The organism is Pelomonas candidula (assembly GCF_043555985.1).
In the GTDB taxonomy this organism is placed as follows: Bacteria; Pseudomonadota; Gammaproteobacteria; order Burkholderiales; family Burkholderiaceae_C; genus Pelomonas; species Pelomonas candidula.
On record NZ_JBIGIC010000001.1, the window covers coordinates 415,246 to 432,120 of the forward strand.

The 16,875-nt window shown below is 71.1% G+C and carries 21 protein-coding genes; 8 read left to right on the forward strand and 13 right to left on the reverse strand.

Annotated features, from left to right (window positions below; translation table 11 throughout):
* Window positions 1–2: 2 nt before the first annotated feature.
* Together cysC and tgt are read right to left on the reverse strand one after the other, a co-directional pair.
* On the reverse strand, window positions 3–599 hold the full coding sequence (cysC, locus tag ACG04R_RS01990; protein ID WP_394406023.1) for an adenylyl-sulfate kinase: 597 nt from the start codon (window positions 597–599) through the stop codon (window positions 3–5).
* A 10-nt stretch (window positions 600–609) separates the two neighbouring features.
* On the reverse strand, window positions 610–1,737 hold the full coding sequence (tgt, locus tag ACG04R_RS01995; RefSeq protein ID WP_394406025.1) for a tRNA guanosine(34) transglycosylase Tgt: 1,128 nt from the start codon (window positions 1,735–1,737) through the stop codon (window positions 610–612).
* A 36-nt stretch (window positions 1,738–1,773) separates the two neighbouring features.
* Here tgt and ACG04R_RS02000 point away from each other — a divergent pair, with 36 nt between their 5' ends.
* Window positions 1,774–2,547, forward strand: coding sequence for a substrate-binding periplasmic protein (locus ACG04R_RS02000; protein WP_394406028.1), 774 nt, complete (start codon window positions 1,774–1,776; stop codon window positions 2,545–2,547).
* Between the two features lie 26 nt (window positions 2,548–2,573).
* Window positions 2,574–3,179, forward strand: coding sequence for an IMPACT family protein (locus tag ACG04R_RS02005; RefSeq protein ID WP_394406029.1), 606 nt, complete (start codon window positions 2,574–2,576; stop codon window positions 3,177–3,179).
* Here the strand turns inward: ACG04R_RS02005 and queA are convergent.
* Complete coding sequence (gene queA, locus ACG04R_RS02010) at window positions 3,131–4,195, reverse strand: tRNA preQ1(34) S-adenosylmethionine ribosyltransferase-isomerase QueA (RefSeq protein WP_394406031.1); 1,065 nt, start codon at window positions 4,193–4,195, stop codon at window positions 3,131–3,133. The two genes, ACG04R_RS02005 and queA, sit on opposite strands and share 49 nt — an antisense overlap.
* 119 nt (window positions 4,196–4,314) lie before the next feature.
* On the opposite strand from queA, the gene ACG04R_RS02015 reads away from it, so the two are divergent.
* The 3 genes from ACG04R_RS02015 (at window position 4,315) to ACG04R_RS02025 (ending at window position 5,981) form a co-directional block, all read left to right on the forward strand.
* Window positions 4,315–4,686, forward strand: a complete 372-nt coding sequence (locus tag ACG04R_RS02015) for a TraR/DksA family transcriptional regulator (RefSeq protein ID WP_394406034.1) — start codon at window positions 4,315–4,317, stop codon at window positions 4,684–4,686.
* Window positions 4,687–4,709: 23 nt separating this feature from the next.
* A complete protein-coding gene (locus ACG04R_RS02020) occupies window positions 4,710–5,078 on the forward strand; it encodes a hypothetical protein (RefSeq protein ID WP_394406036.1) in 369 nt (122 codons plus the stop codon).
* A gap of 144 nt (window positions 5,079–5,222) precedes the next feature.
* Window positions 5,223–5,981, forward strand: coding sequence for a substrate-binding periplasmic protein (locus ACG04R_RS02025; RefSeq protein WP_394406038.1), 759 nt, complete (start codon window positions 5,223–5,225; stop codon window positions 5,979–5,981).
* A 6-nt stretch (window positions 5,982–5,987) separates the two neighbouring features.
* On the opposite strand, the gene ACG04R_RS02030 is transcribed toward ACG04R_RS02025, so the two are convergent.
* The 3 genes from ACG04R_RS02030 to ACG04R_RS02040 are packed head-to-tail and all read right to left on the reverse strand — an operon-like array spanning window position 5,988 to window position 7,741.
* Window positions 5,988–6,836 carry an anti-sigma factor family protein gene (locus tag ACG04R_RS02030; protein WP_394406040.1) on the reverse strand — a complete coding sequence of 283 codons (849 nt, stop codon included), beginning with the start codon at window positions 6,834–6,836 and terminating at the stop codon, window positions 5,988–5,990.
* Window positions 6,833–7,348, reverse strand: a complete 516-nt coding sequence (locus ACG04R_RS02035) for an RNA polymerase sigma factor (protein WP_394406042.1) — start codon at window positions 7,346–7,348, stop codon at window positions 6,833–6,835. The genes ACG04R_RS02030 and ACG04R_RS02035 overlap by 4 nt, the downstream gene beginning before the upstream one ends.
* A 15-nt stretch (window positions 7,349–7,363) precedes the next feature.
* Window positions 7,364–7,741 carry a COG4315 family predicted lipoprotein gene (locus ACG04R_RS02040; protein ID WP_394406044.1) on the reverse strand — a complete coding sequence of 126 codons (378 nt, stop codon included), beginning with the start codon at window positions 7,739–7,741 and terminating at the stop codon, window positions 7,364–7,366.
* Window positions 7,742–7,822: 81 nt separating this feature from the next.
* On the opposite strand from ACG04R_RS02040, the gene recG reads away from it, so the two are divergent.
* Both recG and ACG04R_RS02050 read left to right on the forward strand, forming a co-directional pair.
* Window positions 7,823–9,883 (forward strand): ATP-dependent DNA helicase RecG, encoded by a 2,061-nt coding sequence (recG, locus tag ACG04R_RS02045; protein ID WP_394406046.1) that lies wholly within the window; start codon window positions 7,823–7,825, stop codon window positions 9,881–9,883.
* A gap of 32 nt (window positions 9,884–9,915) precedes the next feature.
* A complete protein-coding gene (locus tag ACG04R_RS02050) occupies window positions 9,916–10,437 on the forward strand; it encodes a DUF3237 domain-containing protein (protein ID WP_394406049.1) in 522 nt (173 codons plus the stop codon).
* Window positions 10,438–10,447: 10 nt separating this feature from the next.
* Here ACG04R_RS02050 and ACG04R_RS02055 read toward each other — a convergent pair whose 3' ends face one another.
* The 6 genes from ACG04R_RS02055 to ACG04R_RS02080 form a co-directional block, all read right to left on the reverse strand.
* Entirely contained in the window at window positions 10,448–10,642 is a 195-nt protein-coding gene (locus ACG04R_RS02055) for a hypothetical protein (protein WP_394406051.1), read from the reverse strand.
* A 115-nt stretch (window positions 10,643–10,757) separates the two neighbouring features.
* Window positions 10,758–11,879 (reverse strand): 6-phosphofructokinase, encoded by a 1,122-nt coding sequence (locus ACG04R_RS02060; RefSeq protein ID WP_394406053.1) that lies wholly within the window; start codon window positions 11,877–11,879, stop codon window positions 10,758–10,760.
* Between the two features lie 28 nt (window positions 11,880–11,907).
* Window positions 11,908–12,630 carry a LytR/AlgR family response regulator transcription factor gene (locus ACG04R_RS02065; RefSeq protein ID WP_394406055.1) on the reverse strand — a complete coding sequence of 241 codons (723 nt, stop codon included), beginning with the start codon at window positions 12,628–12,630 and terminating at the stop codon, window positions 11,908–11,910.
* Window positions 12,627–13,673, reverse strand: coding sequence for a sensor histidine kinase (locus tag ACG04R_RS02070; RefSeq protein WP_394406057.1), 1,047 nt, complete (start codon window positions 13,671–13,673; stop codon window positions 12,627–12,629). The genes ACG04R_RS02065 and ACG04R_RS02070 overlap by 4 nt, the downstream gene beginning before the upstream one ends.
* A 19-nt stretch (window positions 13,674–13,692) precedes the next feature.
* Window positions 13,693–14,592, reverse strand: a complete 900-nt coding sequence (locus ACG04R_RS02075) for an alpha/beta fold hydrolase (protein ID WP_394406058.1) — start codon at window positions 14,590–14,592, stop codon at window positions 13,693–13,695.
* Window positions 14,593–14,712: 120 nt separating this feature from the next.
* On the reverse strand, window positions 14,713–15,423 hold the full coding sequence (locus tag ACG04R_RS02080; protein WP_394406060.1) for a peptidylprolyl isomerase: 711 nt from the start codon (window positions 15,421–15,423) through the stop codon (window positions 14,713–14,715).
* Between the two features lie 140 nt (window positions 15,424–15,563).
* Here ACG04R_RS02080 and ACG04R_RS02085 point away from each other — a divergent pair, with 140 nt between their 5' ends.
* Window positions 15,564–16,046: an FKBP-type peptidyl-prolyl cis-trans isomerase gene (locus tag ACG04R_RS02085; RefSeq protein WP_394406062.1), complete on the forward strand. Its 483-nt coding sequence runs from the start codon at window positions 15,564–15,566 to the stop codon at window positions 16,044–16,046.
* Here ACG04R_RS02085 and panC read toward each other — a convergent pair.
* On the reverse strand, window positions 16,039–16,875 hold the full coding sequence (gene panC, locus ACG04R_RS02090) for a pantoate--beta-alanine ligase (RefSeq protein ID WP_394406064.1): 837 nt from the start codon (window positions 16,873–16,875) through the stop codon (window positions 16,039–16,041). The genes ACG04R_RS02085 and panC overlap by 8 nt on opposite strands.

Sequence of the window (16,875 nt, forward strand, 5' to 3'; positions counted from 1 at the left end):
GCTCAGCCACTGAAGAGGCCGGCCGCACGCAGGTGCTCGAACACCGCAGCAGCGGCCTCGTCAGGCGACAGCGTGGCTGTGGGCAAATACAGCTCGGGCGAGGCCGGCGGTTCGTAGGGCGAGTCGATGCCGGTGAAGTCCTTCAGCAGACCGGCGCGGGCGCGGCGGTACAGCCCCTTGGGATCGCGCGACTCGGCGATGGCCAGTGGCACGTCCACGTGCACCTCGAAGAACTCGCCCGGTGCGAAGCGCTCGCGCACCGCCTGGCGATCAAGCTGAAACGGCGAGATCAGCGCGACGATGACGATCAGGCCCGCATCGGCCATCAGCCGCGCGACCTCGCCCACACGGCGCACGTTCTCGGCACGATCCGCGGCGCCAAAGCCCAGGTCGGCGTTCAGCCCGCCGCGCAGCAGGTCGCCATCCAGCAGATAGGTATGCAGGCCGCGGGCGTGGAGGCACTGCTCCAGCCGGTCGGCGAGCGTGGACTTGCCGGCGCCCGAGAGCCCCGTCAGCCAGACCACCGCGCTGCGGTGGCCCGTGAGCCGACTGCGGGCCTCGCGGTCCAGACGCAGCTGCGGAGCGAGGGCCGAGCTCATCCGGCGGCCTTCAGACGCCACGGGCCCGGTCCGCATGGAACTGCGCCCGCCAGGCCTCGAAGCGGCCGGCGTCCAGCGCATCGCGGATCTCCTGCATCAGGTTCAGGTAGTAGTGCAGGTTGTGGATGCTGGTCAGCATCGGGCCCAGCATCTCGCCGCAGCGGTCGAGGTGATGCAGGTAGGCGCGGCTGAAGCCCTTGCAGCATTCGCAGGTGCAGGTCTCGTCGACCGGCTTCTCGTCGGCCTTGTAGCGCGCGTTGCGCAGGCGCAGGTCGCCGAAGCGCGTGAACAGGTGGCCGTTGCGCGCGTTGCGCGTGGGCATGACGCAGTCGAACATGTCGATGCCCTGGCTGACGCCTTCCACCAGGTCTTCCGGCGTGCCCACGCCCATCAGGTAGCGCGGCTTGTCAGCCGGCAACTGGTGGCCCGTGTGTTCGAGGATGCGCTGCATCTCGGCCTTGGGCTCGCCGACCGACAAGCCACCGATGGCGTAGCCCGGCAGGTCCAGCTCCTTGAGGCCGGCCAGCGACGCGTCGCGCAGGTTCGTGTACATGCCGCCCTGCACGATGCCGAACAGCGCGTTGGGGTTGTTCAGGCGGTTGAACTCGGTGATGCAGCGCTTGGCCCAGCGCAGGCTCAGCTCCATCGACTGCTTGGCCTCGCGCTCGGTCGTCAGCACGCCCTTGCTCTCGTAGGGCGTGCACTCGTCGAACTGCATGACGATGTCGGAGTTCAGCACCGTCTGGATCTGCATGCTGACCTCGGGCGTCAGCAGCAGCTTGTCGCCGTTGACGGGCGATGCGAACTTGACGCCTTCCTCGCTGATCTTGCGCATCGCGCCGAGCGACCAAACCTGGAAGCCGCCGCTGTCCGTCAGGATGGGCTTGTTCCAGCTCTCGAAGCGGTGCAGGCCGCCGAACTGCGTGACGACGTCCAGGCCCGGCCGCATCCACAGGTGGAAGGTGTTGCCGAGGATGATCTGCGCGCCCATCTCCTCCAGCGAGCGCGGCGTGACGCCCTTGACCGTGCCGTAGGTGCCCACGGGCATGAAGATGGGCGTCTGCACGACACCGTGGTTGAGCGTGAGCGTGCCGCGGCGGGCGCGGCCTTCGGTCTTGAGGAGGTCGAACTTCAGCATGGTGGCAATTGTCGCTGCCGCGCCTAGACTCGCTGCATGCGCTGGCGCTGGGTCATGGGGCTGACGGGTCTGCTGCTGGCCGGCCCGGCGCTGGCGGTCTGCGGCCGCTACCGCGTCGCCTTCTACGAGTACGCCGCGCTCTACTACCGCGACGCCCAGGGCCAGTACCAGGGCATCGACAAGGACGTGATCGAGGAACTGGCGCGCCGCACCGGCTGCCGCTTCGACGCCGTGACCGAGTCCCGCGTGCGCATCTGGGCCTTGCTGGAGCAAGGGCAGCTCGACCTGGCCACGTCGGCCATGCCCACGCCGGAGCGCGAGCGCAGCTTCGAGATGCTGCCCTACGTTCAGTCGCGGCAGTTCACGGTCTTCCACCCCTCGGTTGAACGGGTGCCGCCTACGCTGGCAGCCTTCAATGCCGACACGCGGCTGCGGTTGCTGGTGGTGCGCGGCTTCCACTTCGTACCGACGCTGGACGCCTGGGTCGAGCAGCTGCGGGCCGACAAGCGCGTCGTCGAGGCGCCCGACCAGCCGAGCGCCTTGCGCGCGCTGAAGGCCGGACGCGTCGAGGCGATGCTGATCGGCGGCAATACGCTGGCGCTGACGCGCCGCAGCGACCCGGAGTTCGAGCACTTCGCAACGGCGTCCTACGCGCCGGACGAGCATTCGGTCGGCGCGCTGGCCCTGTCCCGCCAGCGCATCAGCGCGGCGGACCGCCAGCTCATCCGCCAGGCGCTGGCGGACATGCAGCAGGACGGCAGCCTGGCCGCCATCCTGCGCCGGCACCTGGGGACAGTGATGCCGCCGTGAGCGCCGCGGCGCCGACAATCGGCCCAATGCCACTGACCCTCGCCACCCCGGCCGAGCACGAACTGATCGTCAAGAAGAGCCGATTCCTCGGCCGCGTGGAACCCTGCGCCAACCGCGCCGCGGCGCTGGCCCGCGTCGCCCAGTTGCGCGCCGAGCATCCGGGCGCCGCTCACGTCTGCTGGGCGCTGCTGGCCGGCGGACATTCGGCCGCCAACGACGATGGCGAGCCCGGCGGCACCGCCGGCCGGCCGATGCTGGACGTGCTGCGTCATCAGGGTCTGGACGGCGTGCTGGCCACGGCCGTGCGCTACTGGGGCGGCGTGAAGCTGGGCGCCGGCGGGCTGGTGCGCGCCTACACGGACTGCATCGCGCAGGCGCTGTTGACGGCCGACAAGATCGAGCGCGTGGCGCAGGCCGAGCTGGGCTGCGAGCTGCCCTACGAGCTGGAAGGCCGGCTGCGGCGGCTGGCCGAGCAGCACGCGGCGCAGCTGCTGGACGTGCGGCACGAGGCGCGCGTGCACATGCGCTTCGCGCTGCCAGTCACGTCACGCGCAGCGTTCACGGCCGCTGTCGACGAGGCCGGTCAGGGGCGAATCGCCTGGGCGCGCGAGAGCAGCATCGCGTCGCCATAGCTGAAGAAGCGGTATCGCTGCGCAATCGCATGGCGGTACAGCGCCATGACCTGGGCGTGGCCGGCCAGCGCGCTGACCAGCATCATCAGCGTGCTCTTGGGCAGGTGGAAGTTCGTGACGAGGCGGTCGACGACGCGGAACTCGAAGCCCGGCGTGATGAAGATGTCAGTCTCTCGCGCACCGGCCTGCAGCGTGCCGCCGCGCGCGGCGGACTCCAGCGCGCGCAGCGTCGTCGTGCCGACGGCCACGACCTTGCCACCCCGAGCGCGGCAGGCGGCCACCGCGTCCACCGTGGCCTGCGGCACCTCGAACCATTCGCTGTGCATCTTGTGCTCGTCCAGCCTGTCGACGCGCACCGGCTGAAAGGTGCCGGCACCGACATGCAGCGTCACATGCGCCTGGCTCACGCCGCGCTCGACCAGGCGGGCGAGCAGGGCCTCGTCGAAGTGCAGCGCCGCCGTCGGCGCGGCGACGGCGCCGGGCTCCTTGGCAAAGACAGTCTGATAGCGGCGCTCGTCGTCGGCGCTGTCGGCATGCTCGATGTAGGGCGGCAGCGGCACGTGGCCGTGGGCCTCCAGCAGCGCGAACGGGTCGCCGGCAAAGCGCAGGTGGAACAGCCCGTTGTCCGGCCCGCAGCGGCCCAGCACCTCGGCGTCGAAGGCATCGGCGAAGCGCACGCGGCTACCGGGCTTCGGGCTCTTGCTGGCGCGCAGATGCATCCAGACTTCCTGCGTGCCGGGCAGCACGCGCTCCACCAGCGCCTCGACGCTGCCGCCGGTGGCCTTCACGCCGTAGAGCCGAGCCTTGATGACGCGGGTGTTGTTGAAGATCAGCAGGTCGCCGGGCGACAGCAGCCCGGGCAGCTCGCGGAACACGCGGTCCACGGGCTCGGGGCCGCTGGCGTCCAGCAGGCGCGAGGCCGTGCGTTCGGCGGCCGGGTGCTGGGCGATCAGTTCGGGGGGGAGGTCGAAGTCGAAATCGGCGACCGTGTAGGCCGTTGCTGCGGGGGAACTCATGAGTGCGTTTGAGGGCCTGACAGACCCGTGCCAAAGGGGCCTGCATTGTCCTCGCTCACCCTTGATGCATCTCAAGGCGCCGACCGTCCGGCGGTGGGAGCATGGTTCCAGGAGGTTCCATGAGCACTGCCCTCACACCCGGACAGCACGCGTTGCTGCAGACCGAACTACAACTGGCCCGCCAGCGGGCCGAGGCCGCGTTGCAGGCCCAGCGCGAGGGCAGCGACCGCCCGACGCATGCCGCCGCGCTGGTCGGCGACGACCCGCGGGAGCTGCGCGAGCACGAGGCCGACCGCGAGCTGGACCAGGCCCGCGACGCCCACCTGCTGGCCGAGCTGCAGGCCATCGACGACGCGCTGGCACGGCTGGCGCAACCCGGCTACGGCCGCTGCATCGACTGCGCCGCCGCCATCCCTTTCGACCGCCTGCAGCGCCAGCCCCAGGCGTTGCGCTGTGTCGAGTGCCAGTCCGCCGCCGAAGCGGCGCGCTGAATCCTTTTTCCAGGAGAAGCCTGATGTTCCACGCCGTCGTCCACCTCGACCACCACCACGCCCAGGTGCTGCATTTCGATGCCCACCAGGTCCACGCCGCCCGCATCGAAGCGCATGACCGGCGGCCTCACGGCCATGACGAACGCGCCGAGCACGCGCTCTTCGAGGCCGTCTGCCAGGCCGTGCAGGACACGCCCGAGGTGCTCGTCACCGGCCCGCACGTCGTACTCGGCCAGCTGCGCCACTACGTCGAGGCGCACCGGCCGCAGCTCGTGTCCCGCATCGCCGACTACCGCCCGGCCGCACCGCTGAGCCAGGGCCAGCTGCTGGCGATGGCGCGTCAGTTCTTCACCTCCTTCGACCGCATGGCCGGCGTGCCGACGCCGAGCTGAACGGCTCGACCCGGTCGCAAGTCGTGCGGTATTGCACGGCTGCGGCCTCGGGCTTGGCGTCGTAAGCGCCAGTTCACATGACAGTGGTTCGATGCGCAGACAACGCAGTCCTGCGTCCCCAGCACCCGTCCACTGTCCACGTCCGTGAAGCGCCGCGCCTGTCTCGTCCTGCCCTCGCTGATCGCCGGCCTCTCGCCGGCGGCCGCGACCGCGGCGGCGCCGCCCGTCAAGCTGACGGGCATCACGGAGAACCTGCCGCCGCTGAACTACCTCGACGAAGACGGCCCGCAGGGCTTCAGCGTCGAGTTGCTGCGCCTGATGGCGGCCCAGGCGGGTTTTGGCCTGGAGATCCAGGTGCTGCCCTGGGTGCGCGCCGTTCAGCTGGCAGAGGTGGACCGGAACAGCGTGCTGTTCTCGCTGACGCGCACACCCGAGCGCGAGGCGCAGTTCCAGTGGGTGGGGCCCATCGCCGAGCGGCGCATCCTGCTCTACAAGCTCGCCAACCGGGCCGACCTCAAGCTGACCCAGCTCGGTGACCTGGGCTCGTCACGCATCGGCGTGGTGCGCGATTCCGCCGCCGACCGGCAGCTGCAGGCCCAGGGGCTCAGACCCGGGCAGCAGCTGGAGCACGGCCTGGACGATGCCACCAACCTGCGCAAGCTGCTGGCCGGCAGGATGGAGTACATCGTCCTGCTGGACTGGGCCGCCGCCTGGAACCTGCGCCAGCTGCAGCTGCCTTACGACACCCTGCAGCCGGTGCTGACGCAGGACAACTCGCGCAGCTACTACTACGGCCTGCGGCCCGACGCCAACCCGGCCCTGGTGCGGCGGCTGCAGGCGGCGCTGGACTCGCTGCGCCGGGACGGCCGCTACGACCGCCTGCGCCAGCGCTACTTCCGCTGACGGCGCTCAGCCCGCGAGTTGCTCGTGCACCCGCTGCGCCAGCGGCTGCAGCTCGACGGCTGGCGAGGCGCTGAGGGCGTAGCCGAAGTCGCCGTCGACCCAGTACAGCGTCGCGCGGCCGTCCTGCTGCAGCACGCGGAACTCCGTGCCTGCCGGCGCGGCGCCGGGCGCGAAGACGGCCACGTAGAGCGTCAGCCGGTCGCCACCCGCGTTCTCGTACATGAACTGCGCGCGCGGGCTGCCGGGCTGGCTCGCGTCGCCGGGCAGCAACCGGCCACCCAGCAGCGCGTAGCCGCGATCGGTCAGCACCGGCACCTGCAGCGGCCGGCCCAGCCGCTTGCTGAGCCACTGCACGAGGTGGGCCTGCTCGGCCGCCGTCACCTCCACCGGATGGCGCTTCTCGGCGCTGTAGACGGCAAAGGCCACCCCCGCCTCGCGGGCGAAGCCGGGCACCGTGGCCGCACGGCCCGCCGGCGCGGCGGGCCAGGCCGGCGCGCCGGCTTCGTGCCGGCCCCACTGGTAGCCGCCCGTCACGCCCAGCGTCAGCAGCAGGCCGGCGGCCAGCGCCTGCGGCAGGTGGTGGCGCCAACGCTGCGCGGCGGCGGCGCGCAACACGATGCCGCTGAGCTCGGGCGGCGTCTCGTCCAGCGGCCAGTTGCGGGCCAGGCTGCGCAGCGTCATGCGCTGGGCCTGCCACTGCGCCACGCGGGCGGCGGCGGCGGGGTCGGCGGCCAGCTGCTCCAGCACGGCCAGGCGCTCCTCGGGCGGGAGCTGGTCGTCGACGAAGGCATGCAGACGGGCCTCGCCCTCGGGCAGCGACGCCGAGGCGGGCGGGGGCGGGAAGGGCTGGTTCATCGCTTGGCTCGCGGCAGGGTCAGGATCTGGGCGCTCGCCGGCGCCACGGGTGGCGCCAGCAGCAGCCGCAGGGCCTCTCGCCCGCGGTGCAGGCGCGACATGACGGTGCCCACGGGCAGGCCCAGGATGTCGGCAGCCTCGGCATAGGTGTACTCCTCGACGACCACCAGCAGCATCACCGCCCGCTGGCCCGGCGGCAGCGCGGCCAGCGCGCGCTCCAGGTCCAGCCGCTCGCCGGCCGGCGCCGCGGGGTCGGGCCGCTCGGGCAGGTCGTCCAGCAGCGCGTGGCCGTCGTCCAGGTGCCAGTCGCGCAGCTGGTTGAGGTGCAGGTTGTGCATGATGGACAGCACCCAGGGCCTCAGCGCCGTGCCCGGGCGCCACAGGCTCCACTTGCGGCAGGCACGCTCCAGCGTGTCCTGCACGAGGTCGTCGGCGCGCGTGGCGTCGCCGGTCAGCAGCCGGGCATACCGGCGCAGGGCCGGGATGTGGGCGAGCAGCTGTTCGACGGCCACGGCGTGCGTCGCTGGTCAGGGGCGGGCCAGCTGCCAGACCTTGTTGAAGCCGTCGCCGGTGCGGTCGCCCGGCTTCTGGTCCTTGGCCCAGAAGTACAACGGCCTGCCCTTGTAGGCCCACTGGCGGCTGCCGTCGTCGCGGGTGATGACGGTCCAGTCGCCGCTGGCCGACGCGCCGGCGGCCGCAGCCAGCGGCGGCCAGTTGGTGGCGCAGGGGCCGTTGCAGACGCTCTTGCCGCTGCCGGCGGTGTCCTTGTCGAAGGTGTAGAGCGTCATGCCGTTGGCGCCGACGAGGACGCCGTCGGCCGGCTTGGCGGGAGCCGTCGGCGTGGCGGCGCACGCGGCGAGGGCGAGGGCGAGGGCGGCAGCCCAGGCCAGGGGACGGAAGTTCATGTCGGCACCCAGGAAAGTTGAAGGGACATGACGGTAAACACGCCGGGGTCGCCAACTATTCCATGCCGCCAAAATGCGGTCATGCCCGAGGCCCAAGCCGCCGCTCCCGCCCCCAAGCCGAACAAGTCCGCGCCGCAGAAGGCGATGGAGAAGCTCGGCCTCCTGCGCGACATCGACCTGGCACTGCACCTGCCGCTGCGCTACGAGGACGAGACGCGCATCACGCCCATCGGGGCGCTGCAGGACAACGAACCGGCACAGGTGGAAGGCGTCGTCACCGACTGCCAGATCGAGCTGCGCAGCCGCCGCCAGCTGCTGGTGCGCGTGCAGGACGATTCGGGTTCGCTGCTCTTGCGCTTCCTGCACTTCTACCCGTCGCAGCAGAAGCAGATGGCCGTGGGCGCACGGCTGCGGCTGCGCGGCGAGCCGCGCATCGGCTTCTTCGGCCGCGAGATGGTGCACCCGGTCGTCAAGGTTGTCGACGACGATACGCCGCTGGCCGCATCGCTGACGCCCGTCTACCCCGCCTCGGCGCAGCTGCCGCAGGCCTATCTGCGCAAGGCCGTGGCGTCGGGCCTGGCGCGGGCGGACCTGCGCGAGATCCTGCCGCCCGGCGTCGTGCCGCGAGGGCTGCCCAGCCTGAAGGACGCGCTGACCTATCTGCACCACCCGCCGCCCAGTGCGTCGCAGGAGGCGCTGCACGAGCACCACCACCCGGCCTGGCACCGCCTCAAGTTCGAGGAGCTGCTGGCGCAGCAGCTGTCACAGTTGCAGGCCCAGCGCGAGCGGGCGCTGCTGGTGGCGCCGGCCCTGAAGGCCCGCCCCGGCGGCCTGCACGAGAAGCTGCTGGCGGTGCTGCCCTTCCAGCTGACCGCCGCGCAGCAGCGCGTGTGCGAGGAGATCGCGCAGGACCTGGCCCGCCCCCAGCCCACGCACCGGCTGCTGCAGGGCGACGTGGGCTCGGGCAAGACCGTCGTCGCGGCGCTGGCGGCTGCCATCGCCATCGACGCCGGCTGGCAGTGCGCGCTGATGGCGCCCACCGAGATCCTGGCCGAGCAGCATTTCCGCAAGCTCATCGGCTGGCTGGAGCCGCTGGGGCTGAAGGTGGCCTGGATCACCGGCAGCGTGAAGGGCAAGGCGCGGCAGAAGATGCTGGACGCCGCGGCGTCGGGCGAGGCGCAGCTCATCGTCGGCACGCATGCCGTCATCGAGGACAAGGTGAAGTTCGCGCGGCTGGGCCTGGCCGTCATCGACGAGCAGCACCGCTTCGGCGTGGCGCAGCGGCTCGCGCTGCGCAACAAGCTGAAGGCGATGGATCTCGAACCTCATCTGCTGATGATGAGCGCGACGCCCATTCCGCGCACGCTGGCGATGACCTATTTCGCCGACCTGGACGTGTCCACCATCGACGAGCTGCCGCCCGGCCGCAGCCCCATCGTGACCAAGGTGTTCACGGAGTCCAAGCGCCATGACGTCGTCGACAAGATCCGCATGGCGGTGGCCGACGGCGCGCAGGTCTACTGGGTCTGCCCGCTCGTCGAGGAGAGCGAGGCCGTGGACCTGCGCAACGCGACCGAGACGCACGCCGAGCTGAGCGAGACGCTGGCCGGCACGTCGGTGGGCCTGCTGCACGGCCGCATGTCGCCGGCCGACAAGGCCGCGGTGATGGCGCAGTTCTCCAGCGGAGCGATGAGCGTGCTGGTGGCCACCACCGTCATCGAGGTGGGCGTGGACGTGCCCAACGCGAGCCTGATGGTCATCGAGCATGCCGAGCGCTTCGGCCTGGCGCAGCTGCACCAGCTGCGCGGCCGTGTCGGGCGCGGATCGAAGGCGAGCGTGTGCGTGCTGATCTACAGCCCGCCGCTAAGCGACACCGGCAAGTCGCGGCTGAAGGCGATGGCCGAGACGACCGACGGCTTCGAGATCGCGCGGCGCGACCTGGACATCCGCGGCCCCGGCGAGTTCATGGGCTCGCGCCAGAGCGGCGCCGAGCTGCTGCGCTTTGCCGACCTGCAGGAGGACGCGCCGCTGCTGGTGGCCGCCCGTGAGTTGGCGCCGTGGCTGCTGGACGAGCATCCCGAGGCCGCGCGGCGTCAGGTCGCGCGCTGGCTCGGGACCAAGGCTGAATTCCTGAAGGCCTGAACGGCCCGAACTTCCACGACGAGGACCCACGCATGAAGCTTCCTGTCCGGCCATCCGCTCTGGCGCTCACGGTGGGCGCGCTGCTGTGGGGCGCCGCCGCCCATGCGGCCGAGGAGGTGGCACCCTCGGGCCCGCAGGCCGAATTCGTGTTCGAGGAGGTGGTCACGCTGGCGCCGACCGTCCAGGTCGGCCGCACGCCCCAGGGGCAGCGCCAGTACGTCCCCATCACGGGCGGCCGCTTCAAGGGGCCGAAGATCCAGGGCCGGGTGCTGCCCGGCGGCTGGGACTGGCAGCTCGCCCGGCCCGACGGCCACATGGATCTCGACGCCAGCTACATGATCCAGGCGGACGACGGCACCGTCATCCACGTGCGCAACCGCGGCACGCTGTTCAAGCGGGCCGACGGCAGCTACGACATCAAGACCATGGCGGAGTTCGACGCCCCGCTCGGCCCACACCAGTGGCTGGGCGAGGGGGCTTTCATCGGCACGCTGGGCCCGCCGCCCGAGGGCGGCGAGGCAGCCGTGCGGCTGCGGTTCTACCGCCTGCGCTGAGCCATCGGCCTCACTTGCAGCTGAAGCTCTTCGCGCTGACTTCCTTGACGTTGCCGGCACCGCAGGCGATCAGCGCGCGATCGCTGTTCTTGGCCAGGGTGTCGGCGTCATAGGCGTTGGACGAGCTGGACGGCGGCGCGAAGACGCAGGCGCTGAGCAAGGCGGCGGCGGACAGGGCAATGCTGAGGGAAGCGATACGGGTCATGACGAAGTTGTCGTTGGAGTTGAAGAGGTGCGCAGCCTAAGGGACGGCACGACGGGCGTCGCGCGACCTGCGACGGGCTGCACGATGGCGGGGACAGGCCGCAGCCGCAGCGGGCTCAGGCGCCCAGGCAGATGCCCAGGTCGCGCGCCGTGGCCAGCGTGTCGCCGTCCAGCGGCACGGCCTTCATGCGGCCGGCCACGTCGGCCAGCGGCACGGGGCGAACATCGCTGCCGGCCAGCGCCACCATGATGCCGTGCTGCCCCGCGGCCAGCGCACGCACCGCCGCCGCGCCGAAGCGCAGCGCCGCGACGCGGTCGAACGCCGTGGGGCTGCCGCCGCGCAGCAGGTGGCCCAGCACGACGCAGCGCGCGTCCTTGCGCGTCAGCCGGCCCAGCGCCTGGCTGACCTGCTCGCCCATGCCGCCCAGCCGTTCGGCGTGGCCGGCCTCGGCCGGGGCGCGCAGCGCGAGCGCGCCGTCGCGCGGGCGGGCGCCCTCGGCGACGACGACGATGGAGTAGGCCTGCCCCTGCGCCTCGCGCTGCTCGATCAGCGCGGCCACGGGCGCGAGGTCGAAGGGCAGCTCCGGCAGCAGGATGGTGTGGGCGCCTCCGGCCAGCCCGGCGTGCAGCGCGATCCAGCCGGCGTAGCGGCCCATCACCTCGACGGCGATGACGCGGTGGTGGCTGGCGGCGGTGGTGTGCAGGCGGTCGATGCACTCGCTGGCAAAGGCCACGGCGGTGTCGAAGCCGAAGGTGGTGACGGTGCCGTCGAGGTCGTTGTCGATGGTCTTGGGCACGCCCACCACGCGCAGGCCTCGCTGCGCCAGCCGGTGGGCGATGGCGAGCGACCCGTCGCCGCCGACGGCCACCAGCGCGTCCACCTGCTCGCGGGCCAGCGCGTCCAGCAGATCCTGCGAGCGATCGACCAGCGCGACGCTCCCGTCGGGCTGCGGTGTGGGGTAGGCGAAGGGGTCGCCCTTGTTCGTGGAACCGAGCAGCGTGCCGCCCAGCGCGCCGATGCCGTCGACGCGCTCGCGCGTGAGTTCCACGCAGCCGTCGCCCGGGCGGTAGCGCTCGGGGCGCAGCAGGCCGTCGTAGCCATCGCGGATGCCGACGCAGGTCCAGCCGCGCTGCAGCGCGGCGCGCGTGACGGCCTGGATGACGGCGTTCAGGCCAGGCGCGTCGCCGCCTCCGGTGGTGATGGCGATGCGGCGGATGGGTGGGGCGACGTCAGGCATGGCGGCAGTCTGCCACCGGACGGCGGCGTCAGAGTTCGAGCTTCTCGCGCAGCAGCTTGGCCTGACGGCGCGACACCTCGACCTGGTGGCCGTCGCGCAGCGTGACGCGGTAGCCGTCGTTGCTCCACGGCTGGATGTCCTGCACCCAGCGCAGGTTGACGAGATGGCTGCGGCTGGCGCGGAAGAACAGCTGCGGGTCCAGCTTCTCCTCCAGGCTGGTCAGCGTGCGGTTGATGAGCGGGCGCTGGCCGTCGAACCAGGCCTGGGCGTAGTTGCCGCAGGACTCGAAGCCGGCGATGTCGCCCAGCCGCACGAACCAGCAGCGCTCGCCGTCGCGCAGGAAGACCATGTCGTCGGCGCCCTTCAGGGCCGTGGTCGGCGACGCCACCGCCGGCGCGGGCCGCAGCCGCGCACGGGCCTTGTCCAGCGCCGCCTCCAGCCGCCCGGGGTCGATGGGCTTGAGCAGGTAGTCCAGCGCGTTGCGCTCGAAGGCGGCCAGCGCGTGCTGGTCGTAGGCGGTCGTGAACACGACCAGCGGCAGGTGCTCCAGCTGATCCAGCAGGTCGAAGCCGGTGGCACCGGGCAGTTCCACGTCAAGCAGCAACAACTCCGGCTGGAGCGTCTCGATGGCGTCGCGTGCCGGCGCCAGCTCGGCAGCCTCGCCGACGATGTCGGCATCAGGGATGGCAGCCAGCAGCGTGCGCAGCTCCTGGCGCGCCAGCCGCGAGTCCTCGACGATGAAGATCTTCATGCCGCCAGTGTCACGCAGACCTGCACGCGGCCGTCGGCAGCGGCGATGCGGCAGTCCGCACCCTCGCCGCCGGCGCGCGCGAGGCGCTCGCGCAGGTGCGCCAGGCCCAGGCCCGTGCTGGTGGGCGCGTCGGGCTCCAGCTTCCACTGGCCAGGGTTGTCGACGGCGATCTGCAGCCGCTCGCCGTCACGCGCGATGCGGATGTCGACCACGCCGCCGCCCGGCGTGCGCGCGATGCCGTGCTTGATGGCGTTCTCCACCAGCAGCTGCAGCAGCATGGGCGGCACGCTGGCGTCGGTGGTGGCGGGGGCCACCTGCCAGTCCACGCGCAGCCGCTCCTCGTGGTGCAGCTGCTCGAGCGCCACGTAGTCGCGCACCACGGCCAGTTCGTCGGCCAGCGGCACGCGCTCCTTGGCGCTGTGCTGCAGCGTGTGGCGAAGCGTGTTGGACAAGCGGCTCAGCATCTCGCGGGCGCGGACCGGGTCTTCGTTGATGAGGGCGCGCAGGTTGTTCAGCGCGTTGAACAGGAAGTGCGGGTTGATCTGGGCGCGCAGCACCTGCAGCTCCAGCTCGCGCGCCGCGGTCTCGGCCTTCCACTTGGCAATCTCGCCGGAGCGCCAGCGCTGCAGCATGGTCACGCCGACCCAGACGGCCAGCCACAGCCACAGCAGGATGGCATTGTTGAGCGCGTAGGTCAGCAGCACCATCCAGCCCCGCGGCGTCCCCGGCGGGAAGGCCAGCAGCCCCAGCTTCACGCCGGCCCCGTTGACGAGATAGACCAGTTCCTGCAGCGCCAGCGCGCACAGCCACGGCGCCAGCAGCAGCCTCAGCAGCAAGGCGCGCGGCGGCAGATCCAGCCACGCACGGCGCAGGGCCAGCGCGCGCAGCGCCTCGCTGGCCACCCACAGCCCGGCACCGACGAACACCATCGTGAAGACCATGGAGCCAGTCAGGATGCCGAAGTTGGCGATCATCACCAGCGAGACGCCGGCGTAGAAGCTCCACAGCAGCGCCTGGATGACGCTGCGTTTGCGCGTGTTCATGCGCCTCCCCTGGGTTGCTTTATCGGCCGGAAACCAGGAAGGCCTTGACCTCGCCCACCAGCCAGTCGGCATCGTCCCACATGAGGAAGTGGTAGCCGCGCTGGCTCATCTCGATCTTCACGCCGGCCAGGCCCGCGTACTGGGCCTCGAAGATCTTGCGCGTGCTGTCCAGCGTCGACCCCATCGGCTCGTACGCCGCCCACGCGCCCAGCACCAGCGTCGGCGCGGTGATGCGCGGCAGCAGCGGGCGCAGGTCGTCGCCCCACAGCTCGGACATGGCCTGCACCGTCGTCGCACGGTCGCTGGCCAGGCCCCAGGCGACGACGCGCTCGGCGTTGGCCGGGTTGCGGCTCATGCCGCCCGCACCCTGCCGCGTGCCGGCCTCCCACTGCTCTTTCGTCGCGGCCAGCATCTGCTGGCGCATGCCGGCGGCCATGCCCTGGGCCTGCTCGGGCGTCATGCCGCGCAGGCCGGCCAGGAAGGGCAGCGAGTCGACGATGACGAGCTGCCCGATGCGGCCCGGCTTCTCGGCCGCCATCCGCAGCGCCAGCACGCCGCCCAGGCTGTGGCCGATGACGACCGGCTTGTCGAGCTTGCGGTCGTCCAGGTAGGCCAGGAGGCGGTCGCGCATGGCGAGCTGGAAGTTCTCCGTCGCCACCGCCGGTGCGCCGGCAAAGCCGGGCAGCTGGACGATGTGGCATTGCACGCCGGGCTGCAGTGCCGCGCAGGTCTGGTCCCAGGTGCTGGCCGCGCTGTTCAGGCCCGGGATCATCAGCACCGGGCGGCCGCTGCCGACGACGTCGACACGCAGGTCGCGGAACTCGACCGGCGCGGCGTGGCAGCTGCTGACGTAGAGCGCCGTGAGGATGCCGACGGCGGCGCCGAACAGGCCGGCCCAGGAACGCTTGCTGCGGAACATGGAGACTCCATCGAGGTTGCGATGGACGGCATGTTGCCGGGGCCACCCGGCGCCCGCATCCGCCGGATGACGAACGGCAGGCGGCGCTGACGAATGGCGCGCCGCCGGGGCGGATGGGGCCTACTTCAGCCGCTGCATCCAGTACACCAGCACCTCGGTGCGCGGCTCGATGTCCGTCGGGCTGTAGGTGTAGGTCGGCACGACGTTGATCGCGTCCAGCGTGTTGAGGCCCGAGATGATGCGGCCGAAGACCGCATAGCCGGGGCTGGCGGCGCTCTGGTAGTCGAGGCTGGTGTTGTCGACGACGTTGAAGAAGAACTGGCTGGTGGCCGAGTCGGCGTCGCTGCGGCGGGCCATCGCGATCGTGCCGCGCAGGTTGGACAGGCCGTTGTTGCTCTCCAGCTTGATCGGCGCATACAGCGGGGTCTTGGCCACCATGCCGCTGGTGTAGCCACCGCCCTGCACGACGAAGTCGCGGTCCACGCGGTGGATCAGCGTCTTCGTGTAGAAGCCTGCGGCAACGTATTTGTAGAAATTGGCAACCGTCTGCGGCGAGTAGGTGTCGTACAGCTCGACGACGATCTCGCCGCTGCTGGTCAGCATGCAGACCGTGGGCCAGGTGCTCGCCGCCGAGGCCGCCAGGCCCGCGGCGCTGCACGATTGCGTGGGCGCGTTCGGCACAGGGTTGGGCACGGGGTACGGCGTGCCGCCACCACCACCTCCTCCACCGCCACCATCGACCTCGACGGACACGCCGCCCCCACAGGCGCTAAGCAGCACGGTCGTGCAAGCGGCAAGAGCAAGACTGACAAGGCGGCGGGGCAGGCGCATGGGCATCTCCGTGAACGAGGGCTCAACGCCAGGTGGTACTTGGCGTTGACAGTGACTTACAAGGCTTTACATGCGCTGGCTATATTCCGCCCCGCCGCTCCCCGGAGCGGCATTTTCATTCACCCTCCAGCTGCACCGTTATGCCCGCCACCCGTTCCCGTCGTCATGCCCTTCAGCTCGCGGCCAGCGCGCTTCTCATCGGCCTCGGCCTCACCGCCTGCGGCGGTGGCGGCAGCAGCGATTCGAGCAGCGGTGGCTCCACCGACTACTCGGCCTACGGCTGGTCCAACGTGACGGCGCTGAAGATCGTCGACACCACCGTGGGTACCGGCGCGTCTGCCACCACCGGCTCGAAGGCCACGGTGAACTACACGCTCTACCTGTACGACGTGCGCGTCAGCGACACCAAGGGCACGAAGATCGACGCCGGCACGGGCTTCCAGTTCACGCTCGGCGCCAACCAGGTCATCTCCGGTTTCGACACCGGCGTCAACGGCATGAAGGTCGGCGGCTCGCGCACCGTCACGATCCCGGCCAGCCTGGCCTACGGCAGCACCGGCCAGGGCAGCGTCCCCGCCAACGCCGCCCTGGTGTTCGACATCACGCTGACCGCCGTCAACTGACCTCGAGGTTGTCGATGAGCCGCGTGGTGCCCAGCCGCGCGGCGGCCAGCGCCACCAGCGGCTGGCCCGCCAAGGCCTCGCCGAGGTCGTGCTGGCGGCGCAGCGTCACGTAGTCCGGCGCCCAGCCCGCATCGCGCAGCGACTGCATCGCGTCAGCTTCCAGCGCGGCCACGTCGCGCTCGCCGGCCTGCCAGCGTGCGATCAGGCTTTGCAGCGTGCGCGACAGGCGCAGCGCCTCCACCTTCTCTGCATCGCTGAGGTAGCCGTTGCGCGACGACAGCGCCAGGCCCTCGGCGCTGCGGCGCGTCTCGCCGCCATGGATGGCGATGGGCAGCGCCATCTGCGCCGTCATGCGGCGCAACACCATCAGCTGCTGGTAATCCTTCTTGCCGAACACGGCCAGCGTCGGCTGCACGATGTTGAAGAGCTTGTGCACGACCGTGCAGACGCCGGTGAAGAAGCCGGGGCGGAAATGGCCTTCGAGGATGTCCGCCAGCTCGGGCGGCGGCGTGACCTTGTAGCCCTGCGGCTCGGGGTACAGCTCCTTCTCGCTCGGCGCGAAGACGATGTCGCAGCCGGCGCCTTCCAGCAGCTCGCAGTCGCGCGCCAGCGTGCGCGGGTAGGTGTCGAAGTCCTCGTGCGGCGCGAACTGCAGCCGGTTGACGAAGATGCTGGCGACCACCGCGCCGGCCGGACCGACCAGCTCGCGCGCCTGCTTGACGAGGGCCAGGTGGCCGTCGTGCAGATTGCCCATCGTCGGCACGAAGCCGCGCTGGCGGTGGATGGCGAGCGCGTCGCGCAGCTCGGCAATCGTGTGGATGACTTGCAT

What these genes read in the sequence shown, in the direction of transcription:
- ACG04R_RS02005 (WP_394406029.1), top strand. Translation starts at nt 2,574, where the DNA reads ATGCCACTGACCCTCGCCACCCCGGCCGAGCACGAACTGATCGTCAAG.
- ACG04R_RS02030 (WP_394406040.1), bottom strand. Translation starts at nt 6,836, where the DNA reads ATGAACCAGCCCTTCCCGCCCCCGCCCGCCTCGGCGTCGCTGCCCGAG.
- ACG04R_RS02060 (WP_394406053.1), bottom strand. Translation starts at nt 11,879, where the DNA reads ATGCCTGACGTCGCCCCACCCATCCGCCGCATCGCCATCACCACCGGA.
- ACG04R_RS02075 (WP_394406058.1), bottom strand. Translation starts at nt 14,592, where the DNA reads ATGTTCCGCAGCAAGCGTTCCTGGGCCGGCCTGTTCGGCGCCGCCGTC.
- ACG04R_RS02040 (WP_394406044.1), bottom strand. Translation starts at nt 7,741, where the DNA reads ATGAACTTCCGTCCCCTGGCCTGGGCTGCCGCCCTCGCCCTCGCCCTC.
- cysC (WP_394406023.1), bottom strand. Translation starts at nt 599, where the DNA reads ATGAGCTCGGCCCTCGCTCCGCAGCTGCGTCTGGACCGCGAGGCCCGC.
- ACG04R_RS02000 (WP_394406028.1), top strand. Translation starts at nt 1,774, where the DNA reads ATGCGCTGGCGCTGGGTCATGGGGCTGACGGGTCTGCTGCTGGCCGGC.
- ACG04R_RS02070 (WP_394406057.1), bottom strand. Translation starts at nt 13,673, where the DNA reads ATGAACACGCGCAAACGCAGCGTCATCCAGGCGCTGCTGTGGAGCTTC.
- ACG04R_RS02050 (WP_394406049.1), top strand. Translation starts at nt 9,916, where the DNA reads ATGAAGCTTCCTGTCCGGCCATCCGCTCTGGCGCTCACGGTGGGCGCG.
- queA (WP_394406031.1), bottom strand. Translation starts at nt 4,195, where the DNA reads ATGAGTTCCCCCGCAGCAACGGCCTACACGGTCGCCGATTTCGACTTC.
- ACG04R_RS02080 (WP_394406060.1), bottom strand. Translation starts at nt 15,423, where the DNA reads ATGCGCCTGCCCCGCCGCCTTGTCAGTCTTGCTCTTGCCGCTTGCACG.
- ACG04R_RS02085 (WP_394406062.1), top strand. Translation starts at nt 15,564, where the DNA reads ATGCCCGCCACCCGTTCCCGTCGTCATGCCCTTCAGCTCGCGGCCAGC.
- ACG04R_RS02065 (WP_394406055.1), bottom strand. Translation starts at nt 12,630, where the DNA reads ATGAAGATCTTCATCGTCGAGGACTCGCGGCTGGCGCGCCAGGAGCTG.
- tgt (WP_394406025.1), bottom strand. Translation starts at nt 1,737, where the DNA reads ATGCTGAAGTTCGACCTCCTCAAGACCGAAGGCCGCGCCCGCCGCGGC.
- recG (WP_394406046.1), top strand. Translation starts at nt 7,823, where the DNA reads ATGCCCGAGGCCCAAGCCGCCGCTCCCGCCCCCAAGCCGAACAAGTCC.
- ACG04R_RS02020 (WP_394406036.1), top strand. Translation starts at nt 4,710, where the DNA reads ATGTTCCACGCCGTCGTCCACCTCGACCACCACCACGCCCAGGTGCTG.
- ACG04R_RS02015 (WP_394406034.1), top strand. Translation starts at nt 4,315, where the DNA reads ATGAGCACTGCCCTCACACCCGGACAGCACGCGTTGCTGCAGACCGAA.
- panC (WP_394406064.1), bottom strand. Translation starts at nt 16,875, where the DNA reads ATGCAAGTCATCCACACGATTGCCGAGCTGCGCGACGCGCTCGCCATC.
- ACG04R_RS02055 (WP_394406051.1), bottom strand. Translation starts at nt 10,642, where the DNA reads ATGACCCGTATCGCTTCCCTCAGCATTGCCCTGTCCGCCGCCGCCTTG.